Below are 26,975 nucleotides of genomic sequence, written 5' to 3'. Positions count from 1 at the left end.
ACCCCGAATTATTTCTTTTTAAACCTCAAGTATAGGCCTTCAATATCCGAACGGAAAGCCCGGAACAGGGTCAGTCCCTGCAGGCCATCATTAAAGAACTCGATATCAAAAGACTCAGGTCCGTCCACATCGGCATTCTCCATGTCGGCCGTCACCTGAATGTAGTTGGACGGGTCTGCCACCGCAATCACGAGCATCGTGTAATCCGCACCTCCAGAAGGGTCTGCGGGGCTTGTAAATTTCACATCAAAATCAAGAATCAGCCTGCCGTTCTTAAACGATGCCTTGAAATTCGGAAGCCCCTGGGCCTTCAAAAATACCGAGCCCGACTGGACGTAGTTGTAATAATTGAATTCCTTGAGAGGACCAAGAATCGTTTCGCAGAACCACTTGTTCTCCGACTCCGAAATTTTTCCGTCACCGTCCGCGTCGCCCGACGACATCATCGCGGAGCTATAGATTTCATCATAGACCCAGTGGTTCTTCACCGCCGAAAAACCGGCGTTGTCGAACACCACCTTGATTTTCGCATCTACGAATACGTGAGGATGCGCGCACACCAGCGAAGCCCCGCAAAGCAAACATACAAGCAAGGACTTCAAGGACATCGCTAGCCTACAATGCTAGAACGCAAGAATAATGCCTGCCGTAAGGAGCCCAAGGCCCAAGGCGCCAAGACCGATCGCTACACCGCACTTGGTGTCGCCGCTATCATTCAGCTCATGGTTATCCTTGACCATCTGTCGGGTGTCGTCACTATCGAATGCAGACAAACGCTCATAGGCGTGCTTTTTGTCAGCAGCCTTGCTCCAATCCCGTTCTGCCAGATACCACATGACACCACCGGCAATAATCGGAACAATGGAACTCCACAAAAGTCCGCGACCGATACGCCTTAAACCACGTTCCTTGTTAAAGGCGTTCTGGCCTTCAATAAACTCAAGGTCATCCAGCACCGGAGTCATGTCAACATACACCAGGTTCGGCATATAGGGCTTGATTTCCGTCGTCACGGACGTATCGCGGTAACCAACCTTTCTAAAGTATACCGTCGTCTTGACCTGCGGCTTTACGTTATCCACAATCATGTCGGTCATGTAATGCGGCATCTTGTTCAAAGACGGGGCCTCCCCCACGTAAACTTCAGCCGCTTCGGGGTTGGAGTTCAGCGTCAAACGGGTCGAGGGGCGCAGCACGGGAATAGTCACCTTGTTCACGCTGTCGGCGTTAATGCGCACCACAGCGGAACCCCACCATTCCACGTCCTTCAGAACCTTCATCACAGAAATGGTGTACTTGCCCGGCTTGATATTCCTAATGGTATCAGGGGCAACCTGCTTCAAGGGAATTCCGTTCACAAACAGCGAGCATGCAGCCGGTTCCGAAACCACCAGCAAGTTGGCATTTCCCGGCGGATAAAGTTCAATCGTCTCTTCGATGACCCTCTTTTCGGGAACCACATAGTTCGAAAGGGACAAGTCGATCATCACTTCGTCTTCCATATTGTAAAGACGCTTGAGTTCGAACCTGAAAATCTTGATATAAGGATTCTTTTTAGCGGCGGCAATGCTATCCTGGATTTCGCGTTCACGGATTTCCTGTTCCATCTTCGCGATTTCTTCCATTTTCACGCGTTTGTCTTCTTTTTGAAGAGCCGTTTCCAAATCGTCGTCAGCGCCATCATCTACCGGAGCAGCCTCAGCCTTCGTCGTATCCGACTGAGCCGCCATGGAATCCTTGATGGCATCCGTCATAATGATTTCAGCGGGTTTCGCATTCAAATCAACTTCTTCGTTTTCATCCTCGGTCTGTTCGACTTCCTGGCCGTTACTTTCTTGCAAGGCGATCGCCTGCTGGTCGGTAATATGCTCGATATGCTTGAGTTCGGCTTCGGTCGGCTTTTTCAAGTAAACCGTGTCATTTTCGATTTTGACAAAAATCGCTTCCAGCTCTACAGAATCCCCATTCACCCAGTAGCGAACAGGAACCTCGCGGTACTTGGGGCCTTCGGGTTCTTCCGACGAAGAAGACACCGCCACAGAAGAAGACGAGGCCTCCGAAGAAGAAGACTCGACCTGCGGAGCAGGTTGTTCAGTCACAGCATCATCGGCAAATGCGAAAACGCTAGCCAACGCAAAAAAAGACGAAAAAACTATTCGCTTAAACATATTGTAAAGATAAATAAAAAATCGACTAAAAGTCGTTTTGGCTCGCTATTTTTCTTTCACGAGCTTAGCGCAGTAAATGGGGCCGCGGCCATTGGAACGGTCCGGCAGAATATGCACGCCAAATTCGGTGCGGTCAGCGCCGGGCAACAGCTCCTCGATTTTTTCGAAACGCATGGCGGGGCGCTTCTTCAAAATTTTCTTGACAACATCGTCGTTTTCCATCGGCGACAGCGCACAAGTGCCATAGACAACGGTTCCTCCCGGCTTAAGGGCGTCTACCGCCGAGGCCAAAAGGGCGCCCTGCTCCACCGAAAGCCTTTTAACGCGCTTCGCAGACCAAACTTCCAAATGCGCAGGCGAATTCAGCACATGCCTATCCGAAGAACAGGGTGCATCCAGCAGGATCTTGTCAAAGCACTCCTTTTTATGGAGCCCAAACTTCATGCCGTCGTAACCCGTCACCTTGATAACGGAACGCCAGCTTTCGGGCAAGGAATTTTCAATCACGCGTTGGAGCCTCAAGCGGCGATCCGGCGAGCGGTCGTTACTCTGCAAAGAGCCTTCACCTTTAAGCATCGAGGCGATTACGAGAGTCTTTCCGCCGGGAGCCGCACACATGTCCAGCACATCGTCACCAGGTTCCACACCCAGCGCTTTTGCCGCGAACACAGATGCTTCATCCAAAAAATACGGTTCCAAGCCATCGCCAAAACGCAGTTCCGTCGCGCAGCCCTCGCCTTTCAGGGATTCCAGCAAGGTTGGCCAACGTTCGCCAAAAAGCTTCTCGTAGTAATCGAAAAATTCCATAGAATAAATATATATAGTAGACAATAGGAAGTTGGAAGTAGACAGTGATTCGTGGTTAATGAACTTAAAAAAAAACTCTCTGCTCAGGGGTACGAGCAAAGAGTTATTCGTTGAGCTACCAGGATTCGAACCTAGACAAACAGAGTCAGAATCTGTTGTGCTACCATTACACCATAGCTCAATGCGCCCCCAAAGTTAGTAAAAGAAATTCACTTCGGCAAGGGGTTATTTGAAAATATTTTGATTAGGCGGGGTGTAAGTCATCCACTGCTGCTCCAAAGTGTTACCTTCGGGGAGCGACACGGGCGTAAATGTCACATAGAACTGCGTCGGAGTTGCCGACTGACGCAATTTCGCCATCACCTTCGGGTCGCCAGAGTAGAGCACCACCTGCTGTTCACCGGCAGGCAGACCATCCATGACCATCATGTAGCAGGTCATGTCACGCACAAAATGCGAGGTACCCTTGATACCCACCACCACGCTGTTCACCATGCAGTTGTTCGACTGGGTCGTGTCTTCGCGGTCAACCACCAGTTTCACACCGCTCAACAAAGACGATGCCTTCGCCAAGCTAGACTTACCGATGTCCAAGGTATCCTTCAGGCCTTCGATATCCTTCTTGGTCAGGTAGCTGGATACGCCGACCAAAGTCTTTTCGCCGTCCTGCACTCTGCGGAATTCAAAACGGAACGAATCCGACGGCAAGGAATCGGGAACAGGCAGCCACCAGCGTCCAGAACTATCGGTCTTGGTCTGTGCCAAAAATTCAAGTGAATCGCCTTCCACGAATTCGAATCCATAAATATCGCGAATCGTCATCACTTCGACATCGGCGCAAGGCTTATCGCCCTTGCAAAGCACCGTTCCCGAAATGCGGGCGACATTCTTCGTCTCTTTTTCGGATTCCTTGATCAGTGTATCTGCCTTAGCCGTCGTGCTCCACACGATCGGACCCGGGCTCACCGTATCGCCTTCGTAAATACGTTCCAGGCTCAAGCTGCGGTAAATCAGGCTGTCGTCAAAGCCGAGAGACTGCATACGGGCCACCATCATGGAATCACCCGGGAAGATTTCCATATTCCAGTTGCCTGCCGGAACCAGCATATAGAAACTATCCGCAGCAAAGACATCTTCGCAGAAAGGCGTACCCGACAGGCAGGTCATAAAGTGACCGCCCACCGACACGGCGGAATCTTCGACTTCTTCAAAATAGAGCACGCTCGAAACCACGGCAGCCTTGGCAAGCTTAATGCTATCGTAGGCCTTGGCCTGCAAGGTCGTACGCGGCAAGAAGAACACTTCCACGGCAGACGTATCGATAACGGCAAGTTGGAACGTGTCGGACAGAGCCGAATCAAATGCATATACACCGGCAGAGTCCGTCAGCACTTCGATTTGTTCAGGAAGATGCAGCACGGAATCGTAAACGGCCATACGGGCCATACGGACCATCGCATCGGAAGCCGGAGTTCCGTCTACACGGAGAACGACACCCGTCACCTGTGTTTCGGCGGTAACCGTGTTACCCGTATCGGTCACGGTGCCGGCAACCTTTTCGTTACTGCAAGCGATAAAGGCAACCGCAAACGAGGCTAGGCATGCTAGCAAAGAAAACTTCTTGCTCATTTTTCCTCCTCGGTTTCTGGCGGCAGGTCCACCTTTTCCTTGCTGAGCGGGAAAAACTGGATATTCATCTGACACACCATGGTTTCACCTTCGTCCGAACGAACGATATCGACCACTTCCTTGCGGAACAAGTCAATCTTGCTGATAATGCGTTCCAGGCCTTCGGCAGAAACGCTCATCGTCATACAAGATACATTTCTGCGTTCGGTGCTGTAATGGTCCAGGGCGTCTTTGCCCAAGTCCATCATCTGCTTCTGGAACTGGTGGACAAACAAGGGAGCGATTTCAGAACCGCTAAAGATAGCCTTGTTCACCGAGCGATAAAAACCTTTTTCGTCCAGTTCAATCAACTGCATCGACAAAAGCAGCTGGATAGCCTGCTTTGCCTGCGGCAGCGTGATGCGGGGGTTCAGGAACAAAGCCAGTTCCTGAATATTCTTCGGGCCAACGTTCAAGACGGACAGAGCTTCGCGGACGGCGACGTAATACCACTTACTATAATATTCCTGCTGGCTCTTGGTCAAAGACTTGATGGCGTTCGGGAGCAGAGCGGACATCTGCTCGAAGATGGCTTGCTTGGAAGCCGGCGTGGTGGCGTGCGTAAAGTCCACCATCAACGTGAAGTAGCGGCCTTCCTTTTCGTTAAGGCCTAAAGCCGCAATAAACTTGGGCAACATTTGGGGCGTAAGGGACTTGCGCCCGCGGACCAGGTCCAAATAAAAGCCAGACGAGGAATACCCCGCCTTCTTGGCAAAGGACCTATAAGAAAAGTATCGTTGCACGGACTTACGGTAGTCGTAATAGTCCTGCAAGAACTTTCGGTAGTTGTAGTAAGCGTATACGTTCATCAGTCTAAATATAAATTTTTTGTCAATTTTTGGGAACACCTTTTTTCAAAATAGTTTTGTAAATTCCCGTAAATCTTGCAAAAAAGAACAATTCGTGAACACTTTTGAAAAAAGAAGTGATACGCTTGCCGATTTTTTTAGATATATTCAAGGAACACCCAATCCCATCCTTTGGACTTTCGTCTGGAACCAGGCGAAAGTCCTTTTTCTTTATAGTCCCCTTTTTTCTTTTTTTTCTAAATTTGCGCCCGATGACTCACAGTTCCAAAATCACCTCGTTTCTGAAGAACACCCTATTCCGCATTCTCCGCCTGGCAGGGATTCTTGCAGTCATATATGTGAGCATGGTATTTTACCTCGCACTGACCGAACGCAGAAATGCATTCCCGCGAGCAATCTATCATAAAGAAGCGAACGAGGCAATCCAGAATAAAGTGAAACTGCTTTCTTGTACTCTGGAAGACGGAACTGTCTTGAACGGATTCAGTCTCGGAAACGAAAATGATCCCACACTACTTTATTATCCAGAAGCCGACGAAGACGCTGCACAATTTTTAGCACAGATCGATTCGCTTCCGGGTGTGAGCGTCGTCACATTTAACTATCGAGGTTCCGCTCAAAACAAGGGAACCCCCAGTGAAGAAACCTTCGCACAAGACGCCGCACAAATTGCAGAATGCGCCGCCCAAGTCAACGGCCAATGGCCGCGAGCCCTTGTGGGACGCGGCATGGGCGCAATCGCCGCCATTAACCAGCAGTCAAAAAACGAACAAATTATCTTAATCGATCCCATCCTGGATATCGCTGACGCAATTCACCAAAAGTATGGTTTTCTGTACCCGAAATTCCTCATACGAACAAATTTCAAGGCTGCCACAGACAAGCTAAAAAGCGCACAAAATAACACAACTGTAGTCAGTGACAAAAAGCAATTTGAAGCTCGTACTTACTTGGAATATTCCAAGTTGGGAAACGCAAAACTGATTCTCCGCAACGGAGAAAACCTGCAAAAACTGCTTTTTTCGGCTCTAAAAGGCAATTTATTCCAATAAACCCTTACAAACTCTAATTCCCAAGAAAACCTTTTGGGAACAGATTTTGTTGTTTTTTTTCTTATCGGTATTGCCCGTATTTGAAAAAATTATTAGTTTACATTGAAAACCACAAATAAACAAAAAGAGGTGTTTATGGAAACGATCATTGTAAAAATGGATATTCGCGGTTTTCTGCGTTTTCCGGATCAGGCCATCAAGACGATGAAACTCGACAAGATGGCAAAGCAGGAATCTTCCAAGAAGGGTGAAATCGTTGAGATCGGTCCCTATGCCGACATCGAAGTAGACCCCATCGGAAAGCGCGTCGCCATCACCCCCACCAAAGAAGCCAAGACAACGTCTTTCCGTTTCATCGTGGGTGTCAACTCCACCAAGTCCAAGTTCCTCTACTTCAATGGCGCCCTGAACGCCATCGGCGAAAAGATTGTGACCGGTCCTTACGAACTCGAAAAGGAAGGCAACAAGTACATTTTCACCAGCAGGAATTCTACCAAGAAGAAAGGCCCGTGGAAGCTGATCGCCTGCCGCAATTCCATTGCTAACAAAACAATGCTTTCCATTGACTCTCGCGGAACCATCATTTTCGACCGTCACACGAGAGACGCCGTGAACACCCAGGTGAACAAGACCATGATCGCCGATTACGATCGCGCGAAGAAGGTCTTCAAGCTGTCCTTCAGTAAGGACAAGGGTTTCATCAACGTTCGCACCATCGCAAGTCATGCCAACGCCTCTTTCATGGGAACCTTCTCTTCCCACGGACTCGCCCTCCCCAAGCAGAGCTTCCGTACCGAATGTAAGGTCGAAGGCAAGACGGTTACCTTCAGCGTAGCCTCCCTGGTCGCCGAACAGAAGGCCGCCGAAAAGGGCGCCAAGAAGTAATTAGCCGAGGAATAATATGATCGACATTCTCAAGTTGTTTTATACGACCCACTATAACCTGGGTGCTTTAGCAATCTTAATGCTCATGCTCTTGATTTTCTTCTTGTCCAAGAAGAACTTCAAGGGGGCCATTATTGTAGGCATCCTTCTTATAGTGTACAATGTCGGCATCTACAAACGAACCGAAGGTAAATCCTGGACCATCGAGATCGATCCGCCGGAAACTACTGCCGTGAATGATGGATACGGCAATTACAGCAAGCCGCAGCCGATCAAGATGACCTTCTCCGCTACTCCGGAGAAGTGGTCCGTTACCGACGAAAAGGGCGAAACCCATCACTGGTGCTGGGTGGACGACATGTGGGATCGTTTCTCGAATACCGATATTGTGGCTTGGATCTGGGGTGAAAACGCCAGCAAGAAGATGATGAAGTCGACAGAAACCCGCGCGAACAACGCAGGATCCGGCGATTAATCGTCAAAATTCAGAATATTAATCTCGCCTGCATCCATCTGGAGGCAGGTGAGTTTTTTTATCCAGTCCCCGGCAGAAGCCACTACGCCGTTTTCCACATTCCAGATACCCGAAATATGATGATGGCCTAGGACGCAATAGTCGGCGCCCGTCTCTTTGAGCATACGGTTGGCCCACTGCAGGTACTCTTCCATCTTGATGACGCGCGACTCCCCCGCCTTACGGCTACTGCGGCCCACAAATCGGGCCAGAGCCATTCCCCAATCCGGATGAATTTGACGGAACAGGAACCGGTTCAGCGGAAAATCTAGAATGCGACGGAACAACCGGTAACCGAAGTCGGACTTGGCCACGCCATCGCCATGACGGAAATAAACACGCTTTCCCTGGATCTCTAGCACCAATTCCTTGTGAACTTGGGCTCCTATGGACTTCGGGAAGAAATCTCCGTAGGCAAAATCGTGATTTCCTTGCAATAAATGGACTTCACAGCCGGATTTTACCAGTTCGTGCAAAGCAAAAAACAAATCAAAATGGTTACGACATACATAATCGTTGTATTCGTACCAAAATTCGAACAAATCGCCCACAATTACCAGATGCGAAGCTTTGCCCTTGATCGATTCAATGAACCGGACAAGCGCTTTTTCACGATCGGGAACGGCCCTCGGCGGGTTTACCCCGAGGTGTGCATCCGAAATAAAGTAAGCAGACAAGTTCATCGCAAAAGAATATAGTAATTGGACTCTAGTCATTGGTCATTAGTTATATTTATGGCGATGAAATTATCCTTACCAAAATCATCGGTATTCGTGGCATGCGCAGGCGTTTTAGCCGCATTTTTCGCAGGCTGTTCCACGAGTCTCACGAAATACGACTTGCAGGAATACCCGAAAACGATTCCCTTTTTCGAGCCGATTACCATTTCTTATGCAGGAACCACAGCGTACCTGGACACGAACCTGCAAAGAGCTTACTCGCTTGCCGTCGACACCGCCAGCTACCCCATGGAAAGTTGCCGCGGAGTCGCCCACATTGACGCAAGCGTCACTCCCGACAACGAGCCCAGTTCCTGGAATATCGGCGCCACCATCATTCCCTTTTGGCCCGCACTTCCTGTAAGCGAAACCTGGCACTACCGCATGGAAGCCCGAATTTTCTGTCACGGCTCATTGACCTTCAAGGTCGAATTCGAAGAAAGCGAGCACGTAAAGGCATTCTGGTACGGGCGCATGCGCTCCGACCTGGTAAACAACGCCTCCCAAGAAATGCACCGCAAGCTCTTGGAACGACTGAAATTTGAAACCCGTCTCGGTCGCAGCACCGATTTGAACCTAGCGCAAGACTACTGATATGCATACACTCTATATCGTCGCGACCCCCATCGGGAACATGGAAGATATCACCTACCGCGCCGTGCGGATACTAAAGGAAGTCCCGTTGGTGCTTGCCGAAGACACGCGCCACACTCGCGTGCTGTTTGACAATTTCGGCATCAATACGCCCATGGAAGCCTATCACGATTTCAACAAGGAAAAAGTGACACCCAAGTATGTGGAATACTTGAAGAATGAAGGCGACATCGCGTTGGTCAGCGACGCAGGCACTCCCGGTGTTGCAGACCCGGCTTTCAATCTGGTACGCGAATGCGTCCGCGAAGGAATCGACGTGCGCGCCATTCCCGGCCCGTGCGCCATGATTACCGCACTTGTTTCAAGCGGCATGCCGACAGACCATTTCACCTTCCAGTATTTTTCGCCTAAAAAGAGTGCACAACGCATTCACCTACTCGAAAAGCTGAAAGACGAAGAAGCTACCCAGATTTTTTACGCCAGTCCCCACAACATCGACAAGTTCGTCGAAGAAATCGGTCAAGTCTTTGGCGAAATCAAGATTGCCCTGATGCGAGAACTCACTAAGAAATTCGAAGAGCACCTCATTGGAACGCCCTCCGAGATTTCGGCTCATTTCAAGGCTCACCCGCCCAAAGGCGAATTCGTACTGATATTCAATCCTCAAGACAAAAGCGGACTGTAATATAGTAGGAAGTAGGAAGTAGACAGTAGGAAGTAGACAGTAGGCAGTTGGTTGTTGGTAGTGATTAATGGTGACAATGATTAAACGATTTAAACAAAAGCTCAAGGATTTTCCGAAAATTTTTTGGATTTATATAGCGGTACTCTTTGTTGCCGAGATCATCGCGTTTTCGCAGCATCCAAGCACCCCCGGGCTTTACACCCACGGCGCTCAATGCCTGCCGTTGCTAGCGGCACTTCCATTTTTATTCTTCAAGAACATCCGCAAGAATTTCAAGCCTACCCTATACGCATTCGCCTTACTTTCCTTCCTGTTTTTGGCTCTCGACTACAACTTGGGTGACAAGAACAACGTGGGACACGCCGGCCTGATTCAGATTATATTAACCGCATGCCCCATCGGACTTTTCTGGATTACCCTTTTTGCCCGCTGGAACTTCAAACATATCAAGACTAAAGAATCTCGCACGGCGCTCATTCTTTCTTGTTTCGCATGGGGCCTGTTCGCTTTAGCCTACCCGCCCATGCCCCTGGGCCCTGCAGCACTCTTGATTCTAGTGCCGTGGTTCATCGTCCTCAACCGATTCAACCGCGGACAAGCCATGTTCGCCACATTCTGGTCTGGCATGCTGTACAACACCATCAACTACTATTGGATCTACAATGTGATGCATGTTGAAACAGCCCCGTCCGGCCTCATTCTCTTCGGTTTGTTCCTGCTCATCGCCTTCTTCAGCGCCTACAACACCTTGGCCGGATTCGTCTACACCTTAGCAAAAGACGCCCCCGCTAAAATTCGCACTCTTCTGCTGATTCTTTTCCCCGTGTTTTATGCCGGTCTCGAAATGACCCGCACCTACGGCGACTTCGCCTTCCCGTGGAGTCACCTGGGTTATGTTTTCGGCAACAGCCTCGAACTTTTGCAGATGCTCCCCTATATCGGAATTTTCGGCTATACCATTTTGGTGGTCGCTTCCAACCAGGCCGTGGCACAAACGCTCTGCAAGGTGCAGGACATCAAAAAGGCCATTCCCGTTTTAGCGGTTCCAGTTGCAATTTTCGCACTGTTGCTCATTCAAGGAACCATTGTTCTTTCCAGAACCGAAGCGCAACCGTTCTATAACGCAGACGCCGAAGGCAATCCCTCCATCGCCCTGGTGCAGCCTAGCATCGAACAAGGCGCCAAGTGGAGCAAGGACCGTTTCGATTCCATCGTCAACAAGACTCTCGGCATGGTAAACGACAGCATCCAGGAACACGCCGACTTGATCCTGCTTGCCGAAACAGCCATTCCCGACCATATCCGCCGACAGCCCGGTGTCATCGAAAGGCTTCACCGCGTTGCCGACCAGAAAAACGCTCAGCTTCTGGCAGGCGCCTTGGATTACCGCCGCAACCCGCGCGAAAGCATTCGCAAGTTCGACATCTACAATGCCTCCTTCCTGTTTACGCCAGGAGTTCCTAAATTCCCGCAACGTTACATCAAGAAGCACCTGGTTCCCTTCAGCGAACGCATTCCCTTCGACGAGGTATTCCCCATCCTGAATTATGTCGACTTGGGCGAAGGTGACTTTGTCGCCGGTAAAGAGACTCCCGTCTACCAGCCGTTCCTGTGGACGCCTTACATTTGCTACGATGCCATCTTTGGCGACTTGGTACGCGAAGCTATCCGCGAAGGCTCCCGCCTCATGGTCAACATCACCAACGATGGTTGGTTCGGCCGGAGCACCGCCCCTTACCAGCACCTGAACTTGATCCGCTACCGCGCCATCGAAAACGGCATGCCGGTGGCACGCCTCGCCAACAGTGGCGTTTCCGCATTCATCGACCAGTACGGACACTTCGACAAGAACACTGAAATTTTCACCGACCGCGTTGTACAGAGAAAGGTGCCGCTCAAGACTCGCGACACCCTTTACAGCCACATTGGCGATACGGTTGAAATTTTCTTGCTCTTCTTCTTTGCTGTTTACCTGCTAACCGCCCTGTTGAGCGCCCTTAAAAAGCGCAAAGCCGGCTAGAACAACAACATGGGCGGCCAGTGACCCGCCTTGGGGCGTTCCTTGAATTCTACGCCAGGCAGGAATTCCTTAAGTTCCAGCGTCATGGCCGACGGAACGGCGCCGTCCATTCTGCCATAGAGCACCTGGGTTTCGCCTGTGATAGGAACAGGTTCTTCAATTCGGTTTTTGGCAATATACAAGAGTCCCTTGTACATCGATTCCGGATTGATTTTTTTAGCCTCTTTCATCCAGTCGTCTTGCCATTCGCCGAATTCATTTTCAATCAATTCGTAAAAGGCATTCAAAGTCGCATCGACAGCGGTCTTCGTCTGGTGGGCAATAAACGACAAGTTCTCGTTATTCCATTCACTATGTTCCGAACAATAGTCGGCATATGGCGAAAGCAGAATCCATTTCTGGTTCTTAGGGCGATTCTTTGCATTTTTCAAAAGTACAAACGCCCCGAAACCCCATCCGACAATGGTAGACGCCTCGGCCATTTCAGGCAATTCGTAAATATTATCAAGAACAGACACCATGTTTTCGTACGGTACAAAAACATGTTCTGCATCAGGCGCAACGCCGATCAGATCATCTTCCCATATCCCCATATTCGAGGCAAAATCCGGGAGCCATGTCCATTTCTCGTTCATAATTATCCAATCCTATTGTTCTATTCGTAACCCACTCCTAAATATATAGAGTTTTTTTTGGATAGAACACCTATTGAAGAAAAAAAAACATATTCCAAGTAGGAATATTCCATTTCATAAGATACATATAAACTTTATAGCCAAAATCATATGAAAAATTAAGTTCACGCTCACCTTTTTGGAAATAAACTTTATATTTTCAAAGTGATGTTTCTATTAAGGCGATTTTCCATATGTATTACACTCCTCTGCCTATGTCTTGCACAGGGGGCAATGGCAGAGGCAGTTTTTGAAGCGCCTAGATACCCTTTAAAGCCCGCCGAAAGCAATATTTACGACGACAACCACCTGCTTAATGCGACTGAGACTCGTCTTTTCGACGATTTAGCAGACAAACTCTACAAAAAGACTGGAATTGAACTCACTTGCGTCATCGTTGACGACATCGGACACGCAAACCAGTTCGAAAAAGGCGACAAGTACGCCCAAAATACAGCAGACGCATGGCAACTTGGCAAAGAAAGCGGCGAAGGCGTCATGATTTTCGTTTCCCAGAAGCAACGCTGGAAAAATATCGTCGTCACTCCCGGTGCAGAAAAGTATTACAGCGAAAAGTCTCTCGCCAAAATCCAAAAGAAGACTCTACTTCCTGCATTCCGCGAATACAACTACGGCGAAGGCATTCTATCCCTTTCTTACGCTATCGCCCAGATGGGGGCGAAGGCAAAAGGCGTCAAGCTTGACATTGATGAAACCCCTTACAAAATCAGCACGAACAGTACATCTTCGCTCATGATTTTGTTTATCCTCTTTGTATCGTTCTTGCTGCTGATGGCAAAGTTCAGCGGCGGACGCGGCAACGGAATCTTCTGGTTCCTGTTCGGCGGCGCCATCAAGAACAAAAAGAAGGACGAACCCGAAATCGGATTCGGCGGCGGATTCGGAAGCAGTCCACGAGGCTTTGGCGGTGGATTTGGAAGCGGTTTTGGCAACAGCGGATTCGGGAACAGGAATTCCTGGTGAGGTGATTATGAAAAAGAACCTGAGCATCGTAGAACTTCAAAGGTCCAACTGGCCCGGCATGCTGCAACAAGCCCTGGGCGACAACCTAATTTCGGCATTCATTCATGGCGACTGCCTAGTCGAAGGGTTCAACGCACTCGAAAGTCCCTGGACCATAAGCTTTATCTTGCGAAACAATTCTACGGCAAGCATCAAGCCTCTGCAGAACCTGTTGCGCGAAGCCAAGAAAGAAAATATCGAGTTTCGCTATTTCTTTACTCTTAAAGAAATCCAAACTTCCGAAGACGTATTCCCTCTCGAATTTTTGCATATCGCAAACCGTAACGTAGCCCTCGCCGGAGCAAAGCCCCTGCCGAATTACCAGCCGAATGTAGAATGCCTGCGTCTTGAATGCGAACGCGAGCTCCGCGGCCTGCTCATTCACCTGCGCGAAGCCTACATCTACCTGCAGCAAGATCGCAACCCGCTCGGATTCTTTGCCCGCGCCAATGCGACGCTACTCCCCATTATGTACGGGGTTTACTACCTGATTCATAAGGTCTACCCCGAAAACCACCAGCAGATCTTTAGTGCCTACCCCGCCCTCCGCGCTCCCATCAGTAGCCGGAATGAAAAGGCTTTCATCGAAAGCATAAATAGCTATATTGCGACCGTCACTGAAATCGTAAACCAGGTCGATACCATGGATGCGGTTTAATACGGGAATTATAAATGATTTGCAATAGCATTCTGGGCACCATCCATCACGGCACCTACAAGAAAGTCGTCGACGTTCTGTTCGAAAAACACGAACTTAAGGAACACTCTATCCGCCGCATCGCCCGCGACGGTGTAGAAATCGAAATAGACATCAACGAAGACATGCAAGAAGGCGACATCCTGGTCGAAACCGACCACTACGTGTACGCCGTCAAGATTTATGTTCCCAAGCCCCCAAAAGAAAATCTTGACCCTGTAAACAAGGTCAAGCATTATCTATAGCGATTCCGGATATCTGAATTCAGATTTCGGAATTGAATTCAGACTCCCTTTTTTCGTACTACTATTTACTCAGCATTTTTCCGTTGAGCGTCGCAATCCAGTGCCTGTTCATGGCCTTAGACGGAATTCTCAGAGTCGTGAGTCCCTTATTGATACGGGTCTTGAACAACACTGTGCCATTCAAGTCTATGAGTGCAAAGGTTCCGCCCAGGCTTGTTTGAATTTCAAGATAATCGCCATTTACAGTAAAGAAGTTCGTCGGAGAAAGTCTGCTGAAATCATCCAAACCGACATTCATCGGAGGGGGGTCTGTCTTGTTTTTTTCGTCGTTCTGCCAGTCCGGATCATGAATCACGGGTTCCGTTACAATCGGATTAGCCGGTTCGGTAAATCCGAGTTGCTGGTCCATCCAGGCCATTCTTTCTTTCATTTTCTTGCGAAGATGTTCAAACTCGCCGTCCCAGGTGTCGGCATTATAGCCGCCCATAGCCATTCCAAAGCCGCCACTCTGGCTATTGCAGTACTTCATCGGCTCCGGGTCAGTATCGTTTTGGCCACTAGCCTTGCCCAAGTTCGGCCAACGCTTGAAGTTTCTGTCGGCAGCGTTCTTCAAATAGATTTTCATGGAATCCAAGTATGCATCCATCGTCTTGGTGTGCCATACACCGCTACGGAGTTCCGCCCAGCGCTTCTTCAGTTCGCTCTGGTAATGGCTGTCTTTCCACATTCCCAAAAGCCAGTTCGGAGCTTTCAGAGAGCTTCCCATACCCCACATGCCACCGTTGCCTGATTTCTGGCTATTTTCGATTTGCCAACCGGTGACGCCGGAACTTCCAAAGCCGTTTCCACCGCCGCCAAAGCCCCACATACCACCCTGGCCGCCTTGGCCACCGCCATTTTCAGGCTGGCTTCCGTTACTCATGGCAAGGTTAAAGTCCCATGCCGGGCCAAGCGTCACCTTACCGCCCTTACTGTCCTTGGGCTTGTGCAAGAAGAAACTGCACCAGTAAGAGTCCGCATTGTTGGTAATTTCTTCGTGCAACACGTAATCGAGTGCCGAAGTCATGTCCACATAGTTTTCGTATCCGCTACCGTTCTTGCCGTTCTTGAACAAGCCTTCAAGATCGTTCAGGTATTTTTTCAGGTATTCTTCCTGGGCCTTCTGGATATTTTCCTTTTTCGGGTAATGCAAAATGACGTTCAGGCCGTCCGAAGTATTGAAGCCTTCCTTTTCGATGGGACCGCTGCCTGCACCACCCGTATTGGTACCCGTCTTGTCAAATGCCCAAATGTAACCGCCGGTAACGCTGTCGCCCGCGACATCGGTTTCTTTAAGCTTGCTCACGTTCACACGATACTTGCCGCGCTTGATTTTTTCGAGAAGCACGTACACACCGCGATAAACACCGTTGATGTACAAGTCAAAATGTCTGCTACGGGGGCTATAATGCCCGGCCTGCCTAAAGAGCCAATGGGCAAGCGCATTACGCATCATACTCTTGTCTACATACGGACCGTGGAACACCCAGTCGTCACCAGGAGGGAGCCCAAACAGGCTCACGTCCATGCCTTCGCCTTTTTCGTCGCGGACTTCCACGCCATAACCAGGCTTCGGGAACAAGGCCGAAGACTGACCACGAACCTTGATACCGATATCATAGCGTGTGCCCTTGGCACTGTCAGCCACATTGTTCGTTTTTCCGTCCAGCACCTTCATGGTTGCAGGAATCTTTTCAGTGACACTCTTGTCAAGACATTTCTGCTTGGTGTCAATAAACACTATAGGCAAATCGTATGTCTGCGCAAATGTAAATGACGCAAATAGCGCCGTTGTAGATATAATTTTAGCCCAATGGCCCATACATGCCTCCAATCTATACTCTAAAGATATATTAAAGTGTGCAAATTTTTTAGTTAAATTTTATTTATGTGTTGACATTCACAACAACGCAAAAATCACCCAAATTCGCCTAATTTTTAAAGAAATAAGGTTATTTTAAGGCAAATTTCGGGCATTTTCGCATTTTTCGCAAACAACAAGAAAAACATATTTTCGTTTAAGAAGTGTGTAAGAATAAATTCGTCCATAATGGATAAATCTCAACATGGGAATTTTATTCCCGAAAATCGACCGTTCGCAACCAAAAGCGATTCTTTAGCATCTAATTGGCATAGAATTTTTGTATAATATTGGTAACTTAAGGCTATGGGAGGTAACTATGTTTACCGATTCTAGAATTTTTGCTGTAAGCCTGAAAAAGGCGTGGCTATGGTGCGTCATGGCCGTTATTTTGGCGTTGCCCGCTACAAGCCGCGCCAATGAACAATTTACGCCCGCCGAACTCGACACCCTCGTTTCGACGATTGCTCTCTACCCGGACCCGCTCCTGGTACAGGTGCTTGCGGCCTCTGTTCACGGCGACGAAATTCCTGGTGCCGCCGATTGGGCTAACCAGAACAAGCACTTAAAGGGCCAGGAACTGGCCGACCGAATCAAGCTCGAAGACCTCCCCTACGACGAAAGCGTTCAGGCACTGATTCCCTTCCCGACGGTCCTTGCTACCATGGCAAAGTACCAAGTATGGACCGACCAGCTGGGAGACGCCGTTTCCACACAAAAAGAAGCTGTGATGGACGCCGTGCAACGCATGCGTAACGCCGCCTACAACCACGGTCACTTACAAAGTAACGAGCAGGTCAAGATCATCAAGGAAAAGACGATCATCATCGAGCCCGTACAAAAGGAATACGTGTACGTTCCCGTATACAACCCGCATGTGGTCTACTACGTTTATTCCAACGGCTACCCGGGACTGCGCTACCGCACAGGCGTCTGGGTCGGTGGCTATTACGACACCTGGGGCTGGGGCACTAGCCGTTTTGAATGGGACACGCACCTGATTTATGTGCACGATTACCGTTGGTACCACAACAGGCCGCGCCCGCACCATCCGCATCATTACAACAATCCTCCGCCCCCAAGGCCCCGCAACCCGGCCCCGTCACGGACCCATAACCCGCCTCCGTCGAGGAACGACCGTTACGCTGTACCGCCCAGCAAGCCCACAAAGGTTCCGATGAACCACCATACGGCCCCCGCTGTACGGAGTTCAGCCCCCGCCCAGCCCGTCACGACGGCAAAGCCCATGGCCCGAACCTCTAGCGAATACTGGCAAGACGACAATTCCGACCAAGGCAACAACAGGCAGCGCCCCGGAAATGTCCGCCACGACCACAACAACGGAAACAGCAGCCGAAGCGATGGACATAGCAGAAATAGCCGTGGCGGTTTCGGCAAGAGCATGAGAAAGTAGCCCCAAGTTTCTATATTTCGGGCGTAAATTTTTAAAGGACCCATTTATGGAAATCCCCGAATCTTCGAATTTTGTACAGGACATTATCGTTAACGACCTCGCCACGGGCAAACGCACCAAGGTGCACACCCGTTTTCCGCCGGAACCGAACGGCTACATCCATATCGGACACGCAAAGTCCATCTGCCTGAACTTCGGTACGGCAAACAAGTATAAGGACTTCGGCGGCGTTACGAACCTGCGCTTCGACGATACGAACCCCACGAAAGAAGATGTGGAATACGTCGACTCCATCCGCGAAGACGTGAAGTGGCTCGGCTTCGAATGGAAGGGCGGCGAATACTTCGCCAGCGACTACTACGACCAGATTTACGCCTTTGCTGAAAAGCTAATTGAAATGGGCAAGGCTTATGTGGAAGACCTGACCCGCGACGAGATGCAGGAATACCGCGGCAACGATGCCGGTAAGCCGAGCCGTCCGAGTCCCTACCGCGACCGCAGCGTAGAAGAAAACATGAAGCTCTTCCGCGAAATGCGCGACGGCAAGTATGCCGACGGCGAAAAGTGCCTCCGTGCCAAGGTGGACCTTTCTAGCCCGAACATGAACATGCGCGACCCGGTCATCTACCGCATCAAGCACTGCACCCACCACCGCACCGGTGACAAGTGGTGCATCTACCCGATGTACGACTTTGCGCACCCGCTCAGCGACTGGATCGAAGGCATTACGCACTCTATCTGTACGCTTGAATTTGAAGCACACCGTCCGCTGTACGACTGGTTTCTGATCGAGCTTGGCCTCGACAACCGTCCGCAGCAGATTGAATTTGCCCGTCTGAACCTCACCTACACCATGATGAGTAAGCGTAAGCTCCTTGAACTGGTGCAGACGAAAGCCGTGATGGGCTGGAACGACCCGCGTATGCCGACGGTCTGCGGTTACCGCCGCCGTGGCTTTACCCCGAGTTCCATCCGTGAATTCTGCGACCGCATCGGCGTTTCCAAGGCCGACTCCATGGTCGACGTGAACTTGCTCTACTTCTGCATCCGCGAAGAATTGAACCAGACCGCCAACCGCGTGATGGCCGTGATTGATCCGGTCAAGCTCGTGATTGACAACTGGGAAGCCGGCAAGGTCGAAATGATCGAAGTGGAAAACAACCCGAACGACCCGAACGCCGGTACGCGTCAGGTTCCGTTCAGCGGCGAACTCTACATCGAAGCCGACGACTTTATGGAAGAACCGCCGAAGAAGTACTTCCGCCTGAAGCCGGAAGGCGAAGTCCGCCTGAAGGGCGCTTACTTCGTAACTTGCAAGAGCGTCGAAAAGGACGCCGACGGCAAGGTGAAGGTGATTCACTGCGTCTATGACCCGCTGAGCAAAGGTGGCGAAACTCCCGACGGCCGCAAGGTCAAGGGCACCATCCACTGGGTTTCTGCCGCTCACGCCGTAGACGCCGAAGTGCGCCTGATCGACAACCTCTTCACGCTCGAAGACCCGTCTCAGGTCCCGGAAGGCGAAGACTGGCACGACTACCTGAACCCGGAATCCATGGTCATCAAGCAGGCCAAGGTGGAACCGAGCCTCGCCAACGCCAAGCTCGAAGACCGTTTCCAGTTCATGCGCCAAGGTTACTTCTGCCTGGATAGCGAAGATTCCAAGCCGGGCCATCTCGTTTTCAATAGAACGGTTGGTCTGAAGGATTCCTTCAACCCGTCGAAGTAATCCGCGACTACAAACAAATTAAATAGAACGCTTCGGAGCAATTCCGGGGCGTTTTTTAGGTTCTAAATAAAAAAAGTTTACCTTTCGGCCCATAAAAAAGCTACATTCAGTATGATAAAGAATCTGAGGCGCTTATGGAAAACGCAAAAAAGACCATTAACCTGTTCCTTAAGAACAAGTACAACAGCGTAAACGAACTCAAGGCCGAGCTGTACAAGGCGGGTGTTGCCGCCATGGAAGAAGGCTGGACGTTCATGGACGCTAGTTTCCAGCTGGGCGGCAAGGCCCGCGACGATGGCATGGATGGCGAAGAGGTCGAACAGACCCTTCGCCGCGCGTTCTCTGCCGAAAAACGTTCTACCGAACGTCCTCAGGAACAGCAGTCCGCGCCGGCACAGAACGCGGCACCGTCTGCGGAAGGCGCCCCCGTTCAAGCTGCAGCTCCGCAGACGATGGCCATGCCAATCATTACGCCGCTCTCGGCGAATATGATTTCCATGGAACAGATGCTGGCCATGGGTCTTGACACACAGTCCCTGGAACTGTTGCAGAATTTCAAGATTGACCCCGAAGCACTTTCTATTCCTTGGCCTGCAGCTGACTGGCGAAAAGATTTAGCCAAGCTCCTCGAAGCAACTTTCGACGCGGACGAATCCATTTCGTTCAAGGTTTCCAACACGCCGGACACCACCGAAGAAGTCGTTTCAAACATCATCGGACAAGATGACTCGATCAAGAAGATCATGAAGAGTCTCGACAGTCCCGAAGGCGCCCTGCTTTGCATCAACGCCGTCAAGGGTGGCGAAGATGCCGCCGACGAATCCTGGCGTTACCGCTATGCCGTCGTGGACAATCCCAAGATGTCCCTGGCCAAGCAGCTTGCATACTTTAAAGCATTGAACCTCCCCTGCGCCGCCTTGGTAAACACAGGCGCAAACTCCGTGCAGGCATGGATCAAGATTTTTGCCAACGACGAAGAAGAATACTACGAACGCGTAGACTTCCTCTTCAAGACTCTGGATTCCCAGGGATTCAAGGTCGACCCCAGCAACCGCAACCCCCACATGATGGTCCGCATGCCGGGCGTGCTCCGTGGCGGAAAGCAACAATATTTGATTGGGCTCGAACAAGGCGCCAAGAACTTTAAGGAATGGCAAGAATGGGTGGAATACTCCCTGGACGGGAAGCCCCTTATTGAACTGGCGAGCGACACCGAAGAAGCCCCCAAGAAAGACCAGACGATTGTCGAAAACATGCTCCGCGCCGGTGAATTCTTCTTGTTCACCGCACCTCCGAAGAGCGGTAAGTCTCTTGCACTCATGGATTTAGGTCTTTCCATCTGCTATGGTGAAGACTGGTTCGGCAACGCAACCTCTTCGAGCGACGTGCTGTTCATCAACTTCGAACTGACCAAGTCCGTGTTCCTGAACCGTCTCTACTTGTTAGGCGGAAAGCGCAACCTGAACGCCAGCACTCCGAAGTTCGGCTTCTTGAACCTGCGCGGCACGGCCCTTTCGCCCATTGAAACCGCACAGCTCATTGCCAAGCGTATTCAAGGTGCCAAGCGACTCGAAAACCACGATTACCGCGTTGTCGTAATCGACCCGATTTCTGCTGTGTTGCATAACCCGAAATCCACTCGTCTGAACGGCGCTCCGCACCAGATTCTGATGCAGATGGTCGATACCATCATCGCACTCACGGGTTGTGCAGTGGTATCGTCTTGCAACCTGGACGAGTACCCCTACCTGGAAGCCCGCGCCGACTCGCTGATCAAGCTTTCGCCGGTGGAAGGCAGCCTGAACCTTTACCAGATTAACGGAACCTTCCGCGAATTCCCGAAGATGCTCGCCCGCGAATGCTCTTGGATTTACCCGAGATTCCTTGTATAGCACGAGCCTACGGCTCTTTGAGCAAAGAGGTCGCAACTACGTTGCTTTGAGGCATGAGTTTATAATGAAGAACGAAAGAATGAAGAACAATTTGAGAAGCACAAACAATCGCGCACGCGGAAATTCCGCACGTCGCGGCAAGGTTCAAGCCGAAGCCCCGAAAGCAGAAAAGCCAGCTCATAAAGCTCCGGTAACCTTTGAAGATATCAAGCGACAGCTTGCCGCCTGGGCCGAAAACGAGCACATTCCAGGCAAAATCCAGGCCTGGTATACAGCGGACGCCGTGCCCGAACATTCGGACTGGCGCATTCTCAAGACCTACCGCGGTGCACAAGAACAGCTCTCCATCGAAGCCCCTGCCCGCGACATGGAAGCTCCCGAAGTAGTCACCAGTATTTTCGAGCAGCTCAAAAAAGAGCACTTGCATATTTTCAAAAAAGCTCTGCGTCAAATCTGGTTCCGCGCTACAGGCGACGGACGCTACGCCTTGCTGGTCCAGGTCAATCTGAAGGGGCGTTTCTCGGCACACGGCTACAAGACCTTTATCGAATTTGTACAGAGAAGCTGTCCTGAAGTCATCAGTTGCCACCACATTCAGTGCATGCCGGACATCGTATTCGACCCCGCAGGAACAACTCCTGTCAAAGTCGAAGCGAAGAGTGCTTTCGGCAGGGATTTCATGCCCATCGGCGAAACAGGAATCAGCATGCATGTGCTGGACTGGGCACCCCGCATTCGCGATCCTTGGCTTGGACTCCCCCTCCGCATCCAGAATGCCATTCACCCCAACGCCGAAGATTGCTTCTTTGAATTCTATTCGGGTTCATCTTTTGTATCGGCATCGCTTGCAAACCAGTTCAAGCGAGTGGTTTCCATGGACTGCCGCGAATACGCCATGATGTCTTCTCGACTGAATGCCCGCAGCGCCATGAGTGAAAACATGAAATTCATCCGTTCCCACGTGGAACAGGAATTCTTCGGGAAATTCTTCGGGAAAGAAGAAAATGAAGGCCGCTGGACATTCTACTTCAACTTGCCCGGTGACGAACCGTTGGCTCCGGGCGTTGTGCAGGCAGCCGCTTTCTCGAGACCCGAACGCATTCTCTTGCAGACTTCGAACCTCGAAATTGCCGCACGTTCGATCAAACAGTTCCGCAACGAGGGCTACATGCTCCGCAAGAATATCCCGCTGTACCTGGAACCAGGTTCCGGAAAATTTGAGTTGCTCTTCTTGTTCGTGCCGGACCGTGTCGGTCTTTTAGGGCAGAATCCGGCCCAAAAGCAGCGTTCTAGAACTATTCAGCGCCCGCAAGAACGCGTTTTTAGCCAAAAAACGCAAGAAATTCCACGTTTTAGCCAAAAAGCCCCTACCTTTAAGCAAAGAAAAGGTTAAATTATTGGTATAACAGCCTGTAAGGGATTATTATGCGATTTTTGAAATGTGCATCCATCTGTCTGGGACTTTCTGCCTTGTTGGCGTCAGCCTACATCGTTAAAGAAGGTGATACCCTTTGGGATTTGAGTGACGAATTCCTCAAAGACCCCTTTGCCTGGCCGGACCTTTGGGAAAACAACCGCCACATCGAGGACCCGCACTGGATTTATCCGGGCGACTCCATTTACCTGGGCGACACCATTCGCGAAGGCAATGTTCTGCAGGTCGACAAGAAAAGCAAATACCCCTGCAATGCAAGCATTTCGGATTCCGCCCTCCCCAAGGGCAAGGGACTTACTGTCGCTAACGCCGGTTGCGACAACGGCGACGAACGCAATTCCGACTTCGAAGGAATGCTCGGCAATTTGCGCGACAAGGACAAGAAGGGCGTAAAGAAAGCCAAGGCCAACGACGAATACTATTACAAGCAGCGTCCGGCTCCGAAGATTTTCAATGGCTACTACCAGCTGCACGCTCCTGAAATCTATACGCTCGACTCCCTGAAAAAGGACAAGCGCTTTATTTCCATCAAATCGGGCGAAAAGAAGGAACCCCTGATTCACATGCCCGAAACTGAAGTCGTGGTAGGTATCGGCAAGAAGACTGACGCAAACCTAAAGCGTGGCGATCTCGTCGAAATTGTCGACGCAAAGGCCATTGACGTTCCGGCAGCTCAGGGTAGCGGCTTTGACCGTTACGCTTTGCTCCGCCTCTCCGGCATTGCCAAGATTACCGCCATCGGTGATACGCTTTCCCGCGCAAAGATTGTAACGACCTTCCGCGAAATCAAGATGAGCCAGTCCAAAGCCCGCATGAAACAGCCTCTCAAGACGCTGAACGTGGCCGGATACTCCAAGGTGAAGGAAGCCAAGATGGATTCCTTGGCCATGATCCGTTACTCCATGGACCCCATGCTGATTATCGGAGCGTTCTCCTACGTGCTTATCGACAAGGGCGCCCAGCAGGGTTACAACACCGGCGACGCTGTAGCCGTGTGGGAAGAAGACAAGACCGACGAATCTCTTCCGCCTCGTTTGATTGGCCGTGGCATTGTCGCAAGGGCTGCTGAAAACGAAGCCAGCATCCTGATTCGCGAAATCTACTCCAACAGCAGGCGTATCGAAGTTGGACACAGGGTATCGGTGACCCACCGTGCAAAGATTGTCCAATAAGAACATCGACTTAAGTCCTCAATTACCGTAAGGACTGGCAATGCAGGTTTCACGTAATAATCTGCTATTCGTCCTTTTATTCGCGGGAGGAATCGTCCTCCCGACGGCTATTTTGTCGTTCCTGAGTTTCAGGAATATCCAAAACGAGATTTACCTTTCGCAGAAAAACTTCGACGAAAACCTGACGGCATTTCAGAACGAAGTCGAAGACGCTATTGAAAAAGAACAGGCAAAGATTTACCAGGAAACCAAAGCGGCCTCCCTGTTCCTGTACGAGCAACCTCAAGGCCTCCTGGACTTCGGTCATGCAGCCGAGTTCAAGTCCGTCGAAGGCATTGACGCCATCTTCCTGTTCAACAACGGGAATCTGATTTACCCGGACCTTTCTTCCAAGAAGTTTTTCAAGTCTTCCAACTTTTCAAACAGTGTCCCTTCGACCTTGGACAAGAAACTGTACCACGAAGAAACGAAAGGCCTCAAGGACAGTATTTCGTTAAAGCTGTATCTAGAACAGCGCACCCGCAGCCTTAGGCCCGCAAGCTTTTTCTTTGAATCCAAGGATGAACAGATTCAGAACATTCTCGGTCTGATTCGTTTTTACTACAAGAACAAGAAATACGACGAAGCATTGCACCTGCTCGCCATTCTTGAGAATAATCCCCACCAGCAGGGATACTTGCATGCCGACTTGACTTACGCCGTCCACTTGCTCCACTTTGAAATTTTAGTGAATCAAAGAAAGCACCAGGAAGCCCAGGACTACTGCCTTTCGGTTCTGGCCCAGTTCCTGGAAAAGCAGAACATTGACGACATTTCTTCGTCCAGGTATTTCTTTGAATCGACCTTCACCCAGATTCTTTCTTTCGAAAACCTGTCTCAAGAAAAACGTGAAGCCTTCTGGAACCTGCGCGAAAACTTCAACCGCCAGCTAGGCTACATGGACATTCTGTACTACAACCGCGACTTGTTCCATGAAATTCTAGAAGACGATGTTTCTTCCAAGGAAGGCATTCTTTACAAGAACACCGACGAAATGACCATGTTCAAGATGTCCTACCCCTACCTTTCGGGCGACCAGGTGGTCATCGCGGTCATCAACAGGGATTCGTACAAGGCCAGACTTCAAAGCAAGTTGAAAACCGTCGTACAGACCTTCAAGAACATTCCCTTCTCGATTACCGAGAGCAACGACAAAGTCATTATGGGCGAAATTCCGGAGAACGCCCCCGTCATTGCGCAGCACTACATTTCTGAGGCCCTGAACTGGGAATTTACCTTGTACGAAAAAGACATGCAGGACATTCATAAAGAAACCAGACACCGCATGTTCTTGATGTACGGATTGATGCTATTCGCCCTCATCACCGTTATTTTCGGATCGTTCTTCATGTTCAGATTCATTACGCAGGAGCGCAAGCTTCTGGCTATGAAAGCGAACTTTTTGTCCAGCGTTTCTCACGAACTAAAGACTCCCCTGACTTCCATCAAGATGTTTGCCGAGATGATGGCCCGTGGCCGTTTGCAGCGTGCCGAAAAGGTGCAGGAATATTCCACGCTCATAGGCAAAGAAGCCTCTCGACTTGAAAACCTGATTGGCGCCATTCTCAACTACACCCGCATGGAACACGGCACAGGCGCCTTCAAGTGGGAACGCCTAGACTTTTCTATTTGCGCCAAGAAAGTATTTGACGCCGTCGAAGACATCGGTGTCGAAAAGGGCCTTACGTTCTACACGCATTTTGAGCCCAACGTATTCGTGATGGGAGACTACACGGCGCTTTATAGTTTGGTTCAGAACTTGATTGACAATGCCATCAAGTACACCGAAGCCCCCGGCGATATCAAGGTCGATGTCAAGAGCGACAGCGAATGGGTCATATTCTCGGTTGCCGACACGGGTATCGGCATCGCTGCTTCTGAACAAAAAAATATATTTAATGATTTTTATAGAGTGGGTGACGAAATGACCCGCAGCACGAAGGGCTCGGGACTCGGCCTAGCCACAGTCAAGCGCGTCGCCGAAACCCACAAGGCAACCATTTCGCTAGTCAGCAAGCCTGGGAAAGGATCCACGTTCACCGTCAAATTCAAAAAGGCAGAATAACCATGAACTTCAAAATACTCATCGTCGAAGACGAAGAAATCATTCGCTTGGGTCTCCAGGACAATTTTGAAATGGAGGGTTACACCGTAGAAACTGCCTGCGATGGAGAAGAGGCTATTGCAAAAGCGGATTCCTACCAGCCCCATTTGGTGCTTTTGGACTTGATGATTCCCAAGAAAAGCGGTTTTGAAGTTTGCCGTTACATTCGCAACAAGCATCCCGAAACCTATATCATCATGCTCACTGCCAAGACAGAAGAAACGAGCAAGGTGGCCGGGCTTGAAATGGGTGCAGACGATTACGTGACGAAGCCGTTCTCGATTCTTGAATTGCTCGCCCGCGTCAAGGCATTCCGCCGCCGCATCGAGCCGCAAGCAGGCAATAACAACGTGGCCGTGCCAGACGTCCTTGAATTTGCAAACATCAGCATCAACGTGAAGAAATTCGAAGCCACCAAGGGCGGCGTGCCTCTGGACTTGACCACCCGCGAATACCTGATTATGAAATTCTTCTGGGCTCACCGCGGCGAAGTCATTTTGCGAGAAACATTGCTTAAGGAAATCTGGGGCTACACCGACGAAAACATGCCCTCGACCAGAACGGTAGACAACCACATTGCCAACCTTCGCCGTAAAATCGAAGACGACTTGGACAACCCGAAGTTCATTATTTCCGTGAGAGGCGCAGGCTACAAGTTTGACGCATAGAGGAATAGGTAGTAGGAAGTGAATTTCTTTGAATTAAAATCTTGTTCCAGAACGCTACGGGCGGC

24 protein-coding genes and 1 tRNA gene are annotated in these 26,975 nt (G+C 50.3%); 16 read left to right on the top strand and 9 right to left on the bottom strand.

All coding sequences use genetic code 11. The features are described from left to right. Window positions 1-8: 8 nt before the first annotated feature. The 6 genes from BUA40_RS04270 to BUA40_RS04245 all read right to left on the bottom strand — a co-directional run bounded on the left by BUA40_RS04270 (window position 9) and on the right by BUA40_RS04245 (window position 5,452). Complete coding sequence (locus BUA40_RS04270) at window positions 9-608, bottom strand: DUF1007 family protein (RefSeq protein ID WP_072798745.1); 600 nt, start codon at window positions 606-608, stop codon at window positions 9-11. 15 nt (window positions 609-623) lie between these two features. After that, entirely contained in the window at window positions 624-2,168 is a 1,545-nt protein-coding gene (locus tag BUA40_RS04265) for a hypothetical protein (protein ID WP_072798744.1), read from the bottom strand. A 45-nt stretch (window positions 2,169-2,213) separates the two neighbouring features. Further along, complete coding sequence (locus BUA40_RS04260) at window positions 2,214-2,975, bottom strand: RsmB/NOP family class I SAM-dependent RNA methyltransferase (RefSeq protein WP_072798742.1); 762 nt, start codon at window positions 2,973-2,975, stop codon at window positions 2,214-2,216. Window positions 2,976-3,085: 110 nt separating this feature from the next. Next, window positions 3,086-3,156 (bottom strand) — tRNA-Gln (locus BUA40_RS04255). A 44-nt stretch (window positions 3,157-3,200) separates the two neighbouring features. Continuing rightward, complete coding sequence (locus tag BUA40_RS04250) at window positions 3,201-4,604, bottom strand: hypothetical protein (RefSeq protein WP_072798740.1); 1,404 nt, start codon at window positions 4,602-4,604, stop codon at window positions 3,201-3,203. After that, on the bottom strand, window positions 4,601-5,452 hold the full coding sequence (locus BUA40_RS04245) for a TIGR02147 family protein (RefSeq protein ID WP_072798739.1): 852 nt from the start codon (window positions 5,450-5,452) through the stop codon (window positions 4,601-4,603). The genes BUA40_RS04250 and BUA40_RS04245 overlap by 4 nt, the downstream gene beginning before the upstream one ends. Window positions 5,453-5,556: 104 nt before the next feature. Between BUA40_RS04245 and BUA40_RS04240 the strand changes: the two genes are divergently transcribed. The 3 genes from BUA40_RS04240 (at window position 5,557) to BUA40_RS04230 (ending at window position 7,864) form a co-directional block, all read left to right on the top strand. Continuing rightward, window positions 5,557-6,504, top strand: a complete 948-nt coding sequence (locus tag BUA40_RS04240; protein ID WP_072798734.1) for a hypothetical protein — start codon at window positions 5,557-5,559, stop codon at window positions 6,502-6,504. A gap of 135 nt (window positions 6,505-6,639) precedes the next feature. Continuing rightward, window positions 6,640-7,389 carry a hypothetical protein gene (locus tag BUA40_RS04235; RefSeq protein ID WP_072798732.1) on the top strand — a complete coding sequence of 250 codons (750 nt, stop codon included), beginning with the start codon at window positions 6,640-6,642 and terminating at the stop codon, window positions 7,387-7,389. Window positions 7,390-7,405: 16 nt separating this feature from the next. Then, window positions 7,406-7,864 carry a hypothetical protein gene (locus BUA40_RS04230; protein ID WP_072798731.1) on the top strand — a complete coding sequence of 153 codons (459 nt, stop codon included), beginning with the start codon at window positions 7,406-7,408 and terminating at the stop codon, window positions 7,862-7,864. Here the strand turns inward: BUA40_RS04230 and BUA40_RS04225 are convergent. Continuing rightward, window positions 7,861-8,586 carry a UDP-2,3-diacylglucosamine diphosphatase gene (locus tag BUA40_RS04225; RefSeq protein WP_072798730.1) on the bottom strand — a complete coding sequence of 242 codons (726 nt, stop codon included), beginning with the start codon at window positions 8,584-8,586 and terminating at the stop codon, window positions 7,861-7,863. The two genes, BUA40_RS04230 and BUA40_RS04225, sit on opposite strands and share 4 nt — an antisense overlap. Window positions 8,587-8,643: 57 nt before the next feature. Between BUA40_RS04225 and BUA40_RS04220 the strand changes: the two genes are divergently transcribed. The 3 genes from BUA40_RS04220 to lnt all read left to right on the top strand — a co-directional run bounded on the left by BUA40_RS04220 (window position 8,644) and on the right by lnt (window position 11,921). After that, a complete protein-coding gene (locus tag BUA40_RS04220; RefSeq protein ID WP_072798728.1) occupies window positions 8,644-9,216 on the top strand; it encodes a hypothetical protein in 573 nt (190 codons plus the stop codon). 1 nt (window position 9,217) lies between these two features. Next, entirely contained in the window at window positions 9,218-9,901 is a 684-nt protein-coding gene (gene rsmI, locus BUA40_RS04215; protein ID WP_072798727.1) for a 16S rRNA (cytidine(1402)-2'-O)-methyltransferase, read from the top strand. 76 nt (window positions 9,902-9,977) lie between these two features. Then, the gene (lnt, locus tag BUA40_RS04210) at window positions 9,978-11,921 is read left to right on the top strand and encodes an apolipoprotein N-acyltransferase (protein ID WP_255369199.1); all 1,944 of its coding nucleotides are present in this window, start codon (window positions 9,978-9,980) and stop codon (window positions 11,919-11,921) included. Here the strand turns inward: lnt and BUA40_RS04205 are convergent. Beyond that, window positions 11,918-12,556 carry an alpha/beta fold hydrolase gene (locus BUA40_RS04205; protein WP_072798725.1) on the bottom strand — a complete coding sequence of 213 codons (639 nt, stop codon included), beginning with the start codon at window positions 12,554-12,556 and terminating at the stop codon, window positions 11,918-11,920. The two genes, lnt and BUA40_RS04205, sit on opposite strands and share 4 nt — an antisense overlap. Window positions 12,557-12,829: 273 nt before the next feature. On the opposite strand from BUA40_RS04205, the gene BUA40_RS04200 reads away from it, so the two are divergent. The 3 genes from BUA40_RS04200 to BUA40_RS04190 are packed head-to-tail and all read left to right on the top strand — an operon-like array spanning window position 12,830 to window position 14,560. Beyond that, a complete protein-coding gene (locus BUA40_RS04200) occupies window positions 12,830-13,579 on the top strand; it encodes a TPM domain-containing protein (RefSeq protein WP_072798724.1) in 750 nt (249 codons plus the stop codon). A 7-nt stretch (window positions 13,580-13,586) separates the two neighbouring features. Continuing rightward, complete coding sequence (locus tag BUA40_RS04195) at window positions 13,587-14,276, top strand: hypothetical protein (RefSeq protein ID WP_072798722.1); 690 nt, start codon at window positions 13,587-13,589, stop codon at window positions 14,274-14,276. A 14-nt stretch (window positions 14,277-14,290) separates the two neighbouring features. Next, entirely contained in the window at window positions 14,291-14,560 is a 270-nt protein-coding gene (locus tag BUA40_RS04190; protein WP_072798719.1) for a hypothetical protein, read from the top strand. 61 nt (window positions 14,561-14,621) lie between these two features. Here BUA40_RS04190 and BUA40_RS04185 read toward each other — a convergent pair whose 3' ends face one another. Continuing rightward, a complete protein-coding gene (locus BUA40_RS04185; protein WP_072798718.1) occupies window positions 14,622-16,421 on the bottom strand; it encodes a CotH kinase family protein in 1,800 nt (599 codons plus the stop codon). A gap of 358 nt (window positions 16,422-16,779) precedes the next feature. On the opposite strand from BUA40_RS04185, the gene BUA40_RS04180 reads away from it, so the two are divergent. From BUA40_RS04180 to BUA40_RS04150, 7 genes are all read left to right on the top strand, one after another. Then, a complete protein-coding gene (locus BUA40_RS04180; RefSeq protein WP_083585261.1) occupies window positions 16,780-17,874 on the top strand; it encodes a DUF3300 domain-containing protein in 1,095 nt (364 codons plus the stop codon). Between the two features lie 46 nt (window positions 17,875-17,920). Further along, on the top strand, window positions 17,921-19,600 hold the full coding sequence (locus tag BUA40_RS04175; RefSeq protein WP_072798714.1) for a glutamine--tRNA ligase/YqeY domain fusion protein: 1,680 nt from the start codon (window positions 17,921-17,923) through the stop codon (window positions 19,598-19,600). A gap of 134 nt (window positions 19,601-19,734) precedes the next feature. Then, window positions 19,735-21,492: an AAA family ATPase gene (locus tag BUA40_RS04170; RefSeq protein ID WP_072798713.1), complete on the top strand. Its 1,758-nt coding sequence runs from the start codon at window positions 19,735-19,737 to the stop codon at window positions 21,490-21,492. Between the two features lie 64 nt (window positions 21,493-21,556). Continuing rightward, window positions 21,557-22,885: a hypothetical protein gene (locus BUA40_RS04165; protein WP_072798712.1), complete on the top strand. Its 1,329-nt coding sequence runs from the start codon at window positions 21,557-21,559 to the stop codon at window positions 22,883-22,885. A gap of 32 nt (window positions 22,886-22,917) precedes the next feature. Next, window positions 22,918-24,099 carry a LysM peptidoglycan-binding domain-containing protein gene (locus BUA40_RS04160; protein ID WP_072798711.1) on the top strand — a complete coding sequence of 394 codons (1,182 nt, stop codon included), beginning with the start codon at window positions 22,918-22,920 and terminating at the stop codon, window positions 24,097-24,099. Window positions 24,100-24,139: 40 nt separating this feature from the next. Further along, a complete protein-coding gene (locus BUA40_RS04155) occupies window positions 24,140-26,203 on the top strand; it encodes a sensor histidine kinase (RefSeq protein WP_072798710.1) in 2,064 nt (687 codons plus the stop codon). 2 nt (window positions 26,204-26,205) lie between these two features. Then, a complete protein-coding gene (locus tag BUA40_RS04150) occupies window positions 26,206-26,910 on the top strand; it encodes a response regulator transcription factor (RefSeq protein ID WP_072798709.1) in 705 nt (234 codons plus the stop codon). Window positions 26,911-26,975: the final 65 nt, after the last annotated feature.

The sequence above is a fragment of the Fibrobacter sp. UWT2 genome (assembly GCF_900142545.1).
Taxonomy (GTDB): domain Bacteria; phylum Fibrobacterota; class Fibrobacteria; order Fibrobacterales; family Fibrobacteraceae; genus Fibrobacter.
Note: the sequence above shows the minus strand (reverse complement) of the source record. Positions and strands in the feature narration are given on the sequence as shown.

Coding starts and splice junctions, on each gene's coding strand:
- BUA40_RS04270 (WP_072798745.1), bottom strand. CDS start 608: ATGTCCTTGAAGTCCTTGCTTGTATGTTTGCTTTGCGGGGCTTCGCTG.
- BUA40_RS04265 (WP_072798744.1), bottom strand. CDS start 2,168: ATGTTTAAGCGAATAGTTTTTTCGTCTTTTTTTGCGTTGGCTAGCGTT.
- BUA40_RS04260 (WP_072798742.1), bottom strand. CDS start 2,975: ATGGAATTTTTCGATTACTACGAGAAGCTTTTTGGCGAACGTTGGCCA.
- BUA40_RS04250 (WP_072798740.1), bottom strand. CDS start 4,604: ATGAGCAAGAAGTTTTCTTTGCTAGCATGCCTAGCCTCGTTTGCGGTT.
- BUA40_RS04245 (WP_072798739.1), bottom strand. CDS start 5,452: ATGAACGTATACGCTTACTACAACTACCGAAAGTTCTTGCAGGACTAT.
- BUA40_RS04235 (WP_072798732.1), top strand. CDS start 6,640: ATGGAAACGATCATTGTAAAAATGGATATTCGCGGTTTTCTGCGTTTT.
- BUA40_RS04230 (WP_072798731.1), top strand. CDS start 7,406: ATGATCGACATTCTCAAGTTGTTTTATACGACCCACTATAACCTGGGT.
- BUA40_RS04225 (WP_072798730.1), bottom strand. CDS start 8,586: ATGAACTTGTCTGCTTACTTTATTTCGGATGCACACCTCGGGGTAAAC.
- BUA40_RS04220 (WP_072798728.1), top strand. CDS start 8,644: ATGAAATTATCCTTACCAAAATCATCGGTATTCGTGGCATGCGCAGGC.
- rsmI (WP_072798727.1), top strand. CDS start 9,218: ATGCATACACTCTATATCGTCGCGACCCCCATCGGGAACATGGAAGAT.
- lnt (WP_255369199.1), top strand. CDS start 9,978: ATGATTAAACGATTTAAACAAAAGCTCAAGGATTTTCCGAAAATTTTT.
- BUA40_RS04205 (WP_072798725.1), bottom strand. CDS start 12,556: ATGAACGAGAAATGGACATGGCTCCCGGATTTTGCCTCGAATATGGGG.
- BUA40_RS04200 (WP_072798724.1), top strand. CDS start 12,830: ATGGCAGAGGCAGTTTTTGAAGCGCCTAGATACCCTTTAAAGCCCGCC.
- BUA40_RS04195 (WP_072798722.1), top strand. CDS start 13,587: ATGAAAAAGAACCTGAGCATCGTAGAACTTCAAAGGTCCAACTGGCCC.
- BUA40_RS04190 (WP_072798719.1), top strand. CDS start 14,291: ATGATTTGCAATAGCATTCTGGGCACCATCCATCACGGCACCTACAAG.
- BUA40_RS04185 (WP_072798718.1), bottom strand. CDS start 16,421: ATGGGCCATTGGGCTAAAATTATATCTACAACGGCGCTATTTGCGTCA.
- BUA40_RS04180 (WP_083585261.1), top strand. CDS start 16,780: ATGTTTACCGATTCTAGAATTTTTGCTGTAAGCCTGAAAAAGGCGTGG.
- BUA40_RS04175 (WP_072798714.1), top strand. CDS start 17,921: ATGGAAATCCCCGAATCTTCGAATTTTGTACAGGACATTATCGTTAAC.
- BUA40_RS04170 (WP_072798713.1), top strand. CDS start 19,735: ATGGAAAACGCAAAAAAGACCATTAACCTGTTCCTTAAGAACAAGTAC.
- BUA40_RS04165 (WP_072798712.1), top strand. CDS start 21,557: ATGAAGAACGAAAGAATGAAGAACAATTTGAGAAGCACAAACAATCGC.
- BUA40_RS04160 (WP_072798711.1), top strand. CDS start 22,918: ATGCGATTTTTGAAATGTGCATCCATCTGTCTGGGACTTTCTGCCTTG.
- BUA40_RS04155 (WP_072798710.1), top strand. CDS start 24,140: ATGCAGGTTTCACGTAATAATCTGCTATTCGTCCTTTTATTCGCGGGA.
- BUA40_RS04150 (WP_072798709.1), top strand. CDS start 26,206: ATGAACTTCAAAATACTCATCGTCGAAGACGAAGAAATCATTCGCTTG.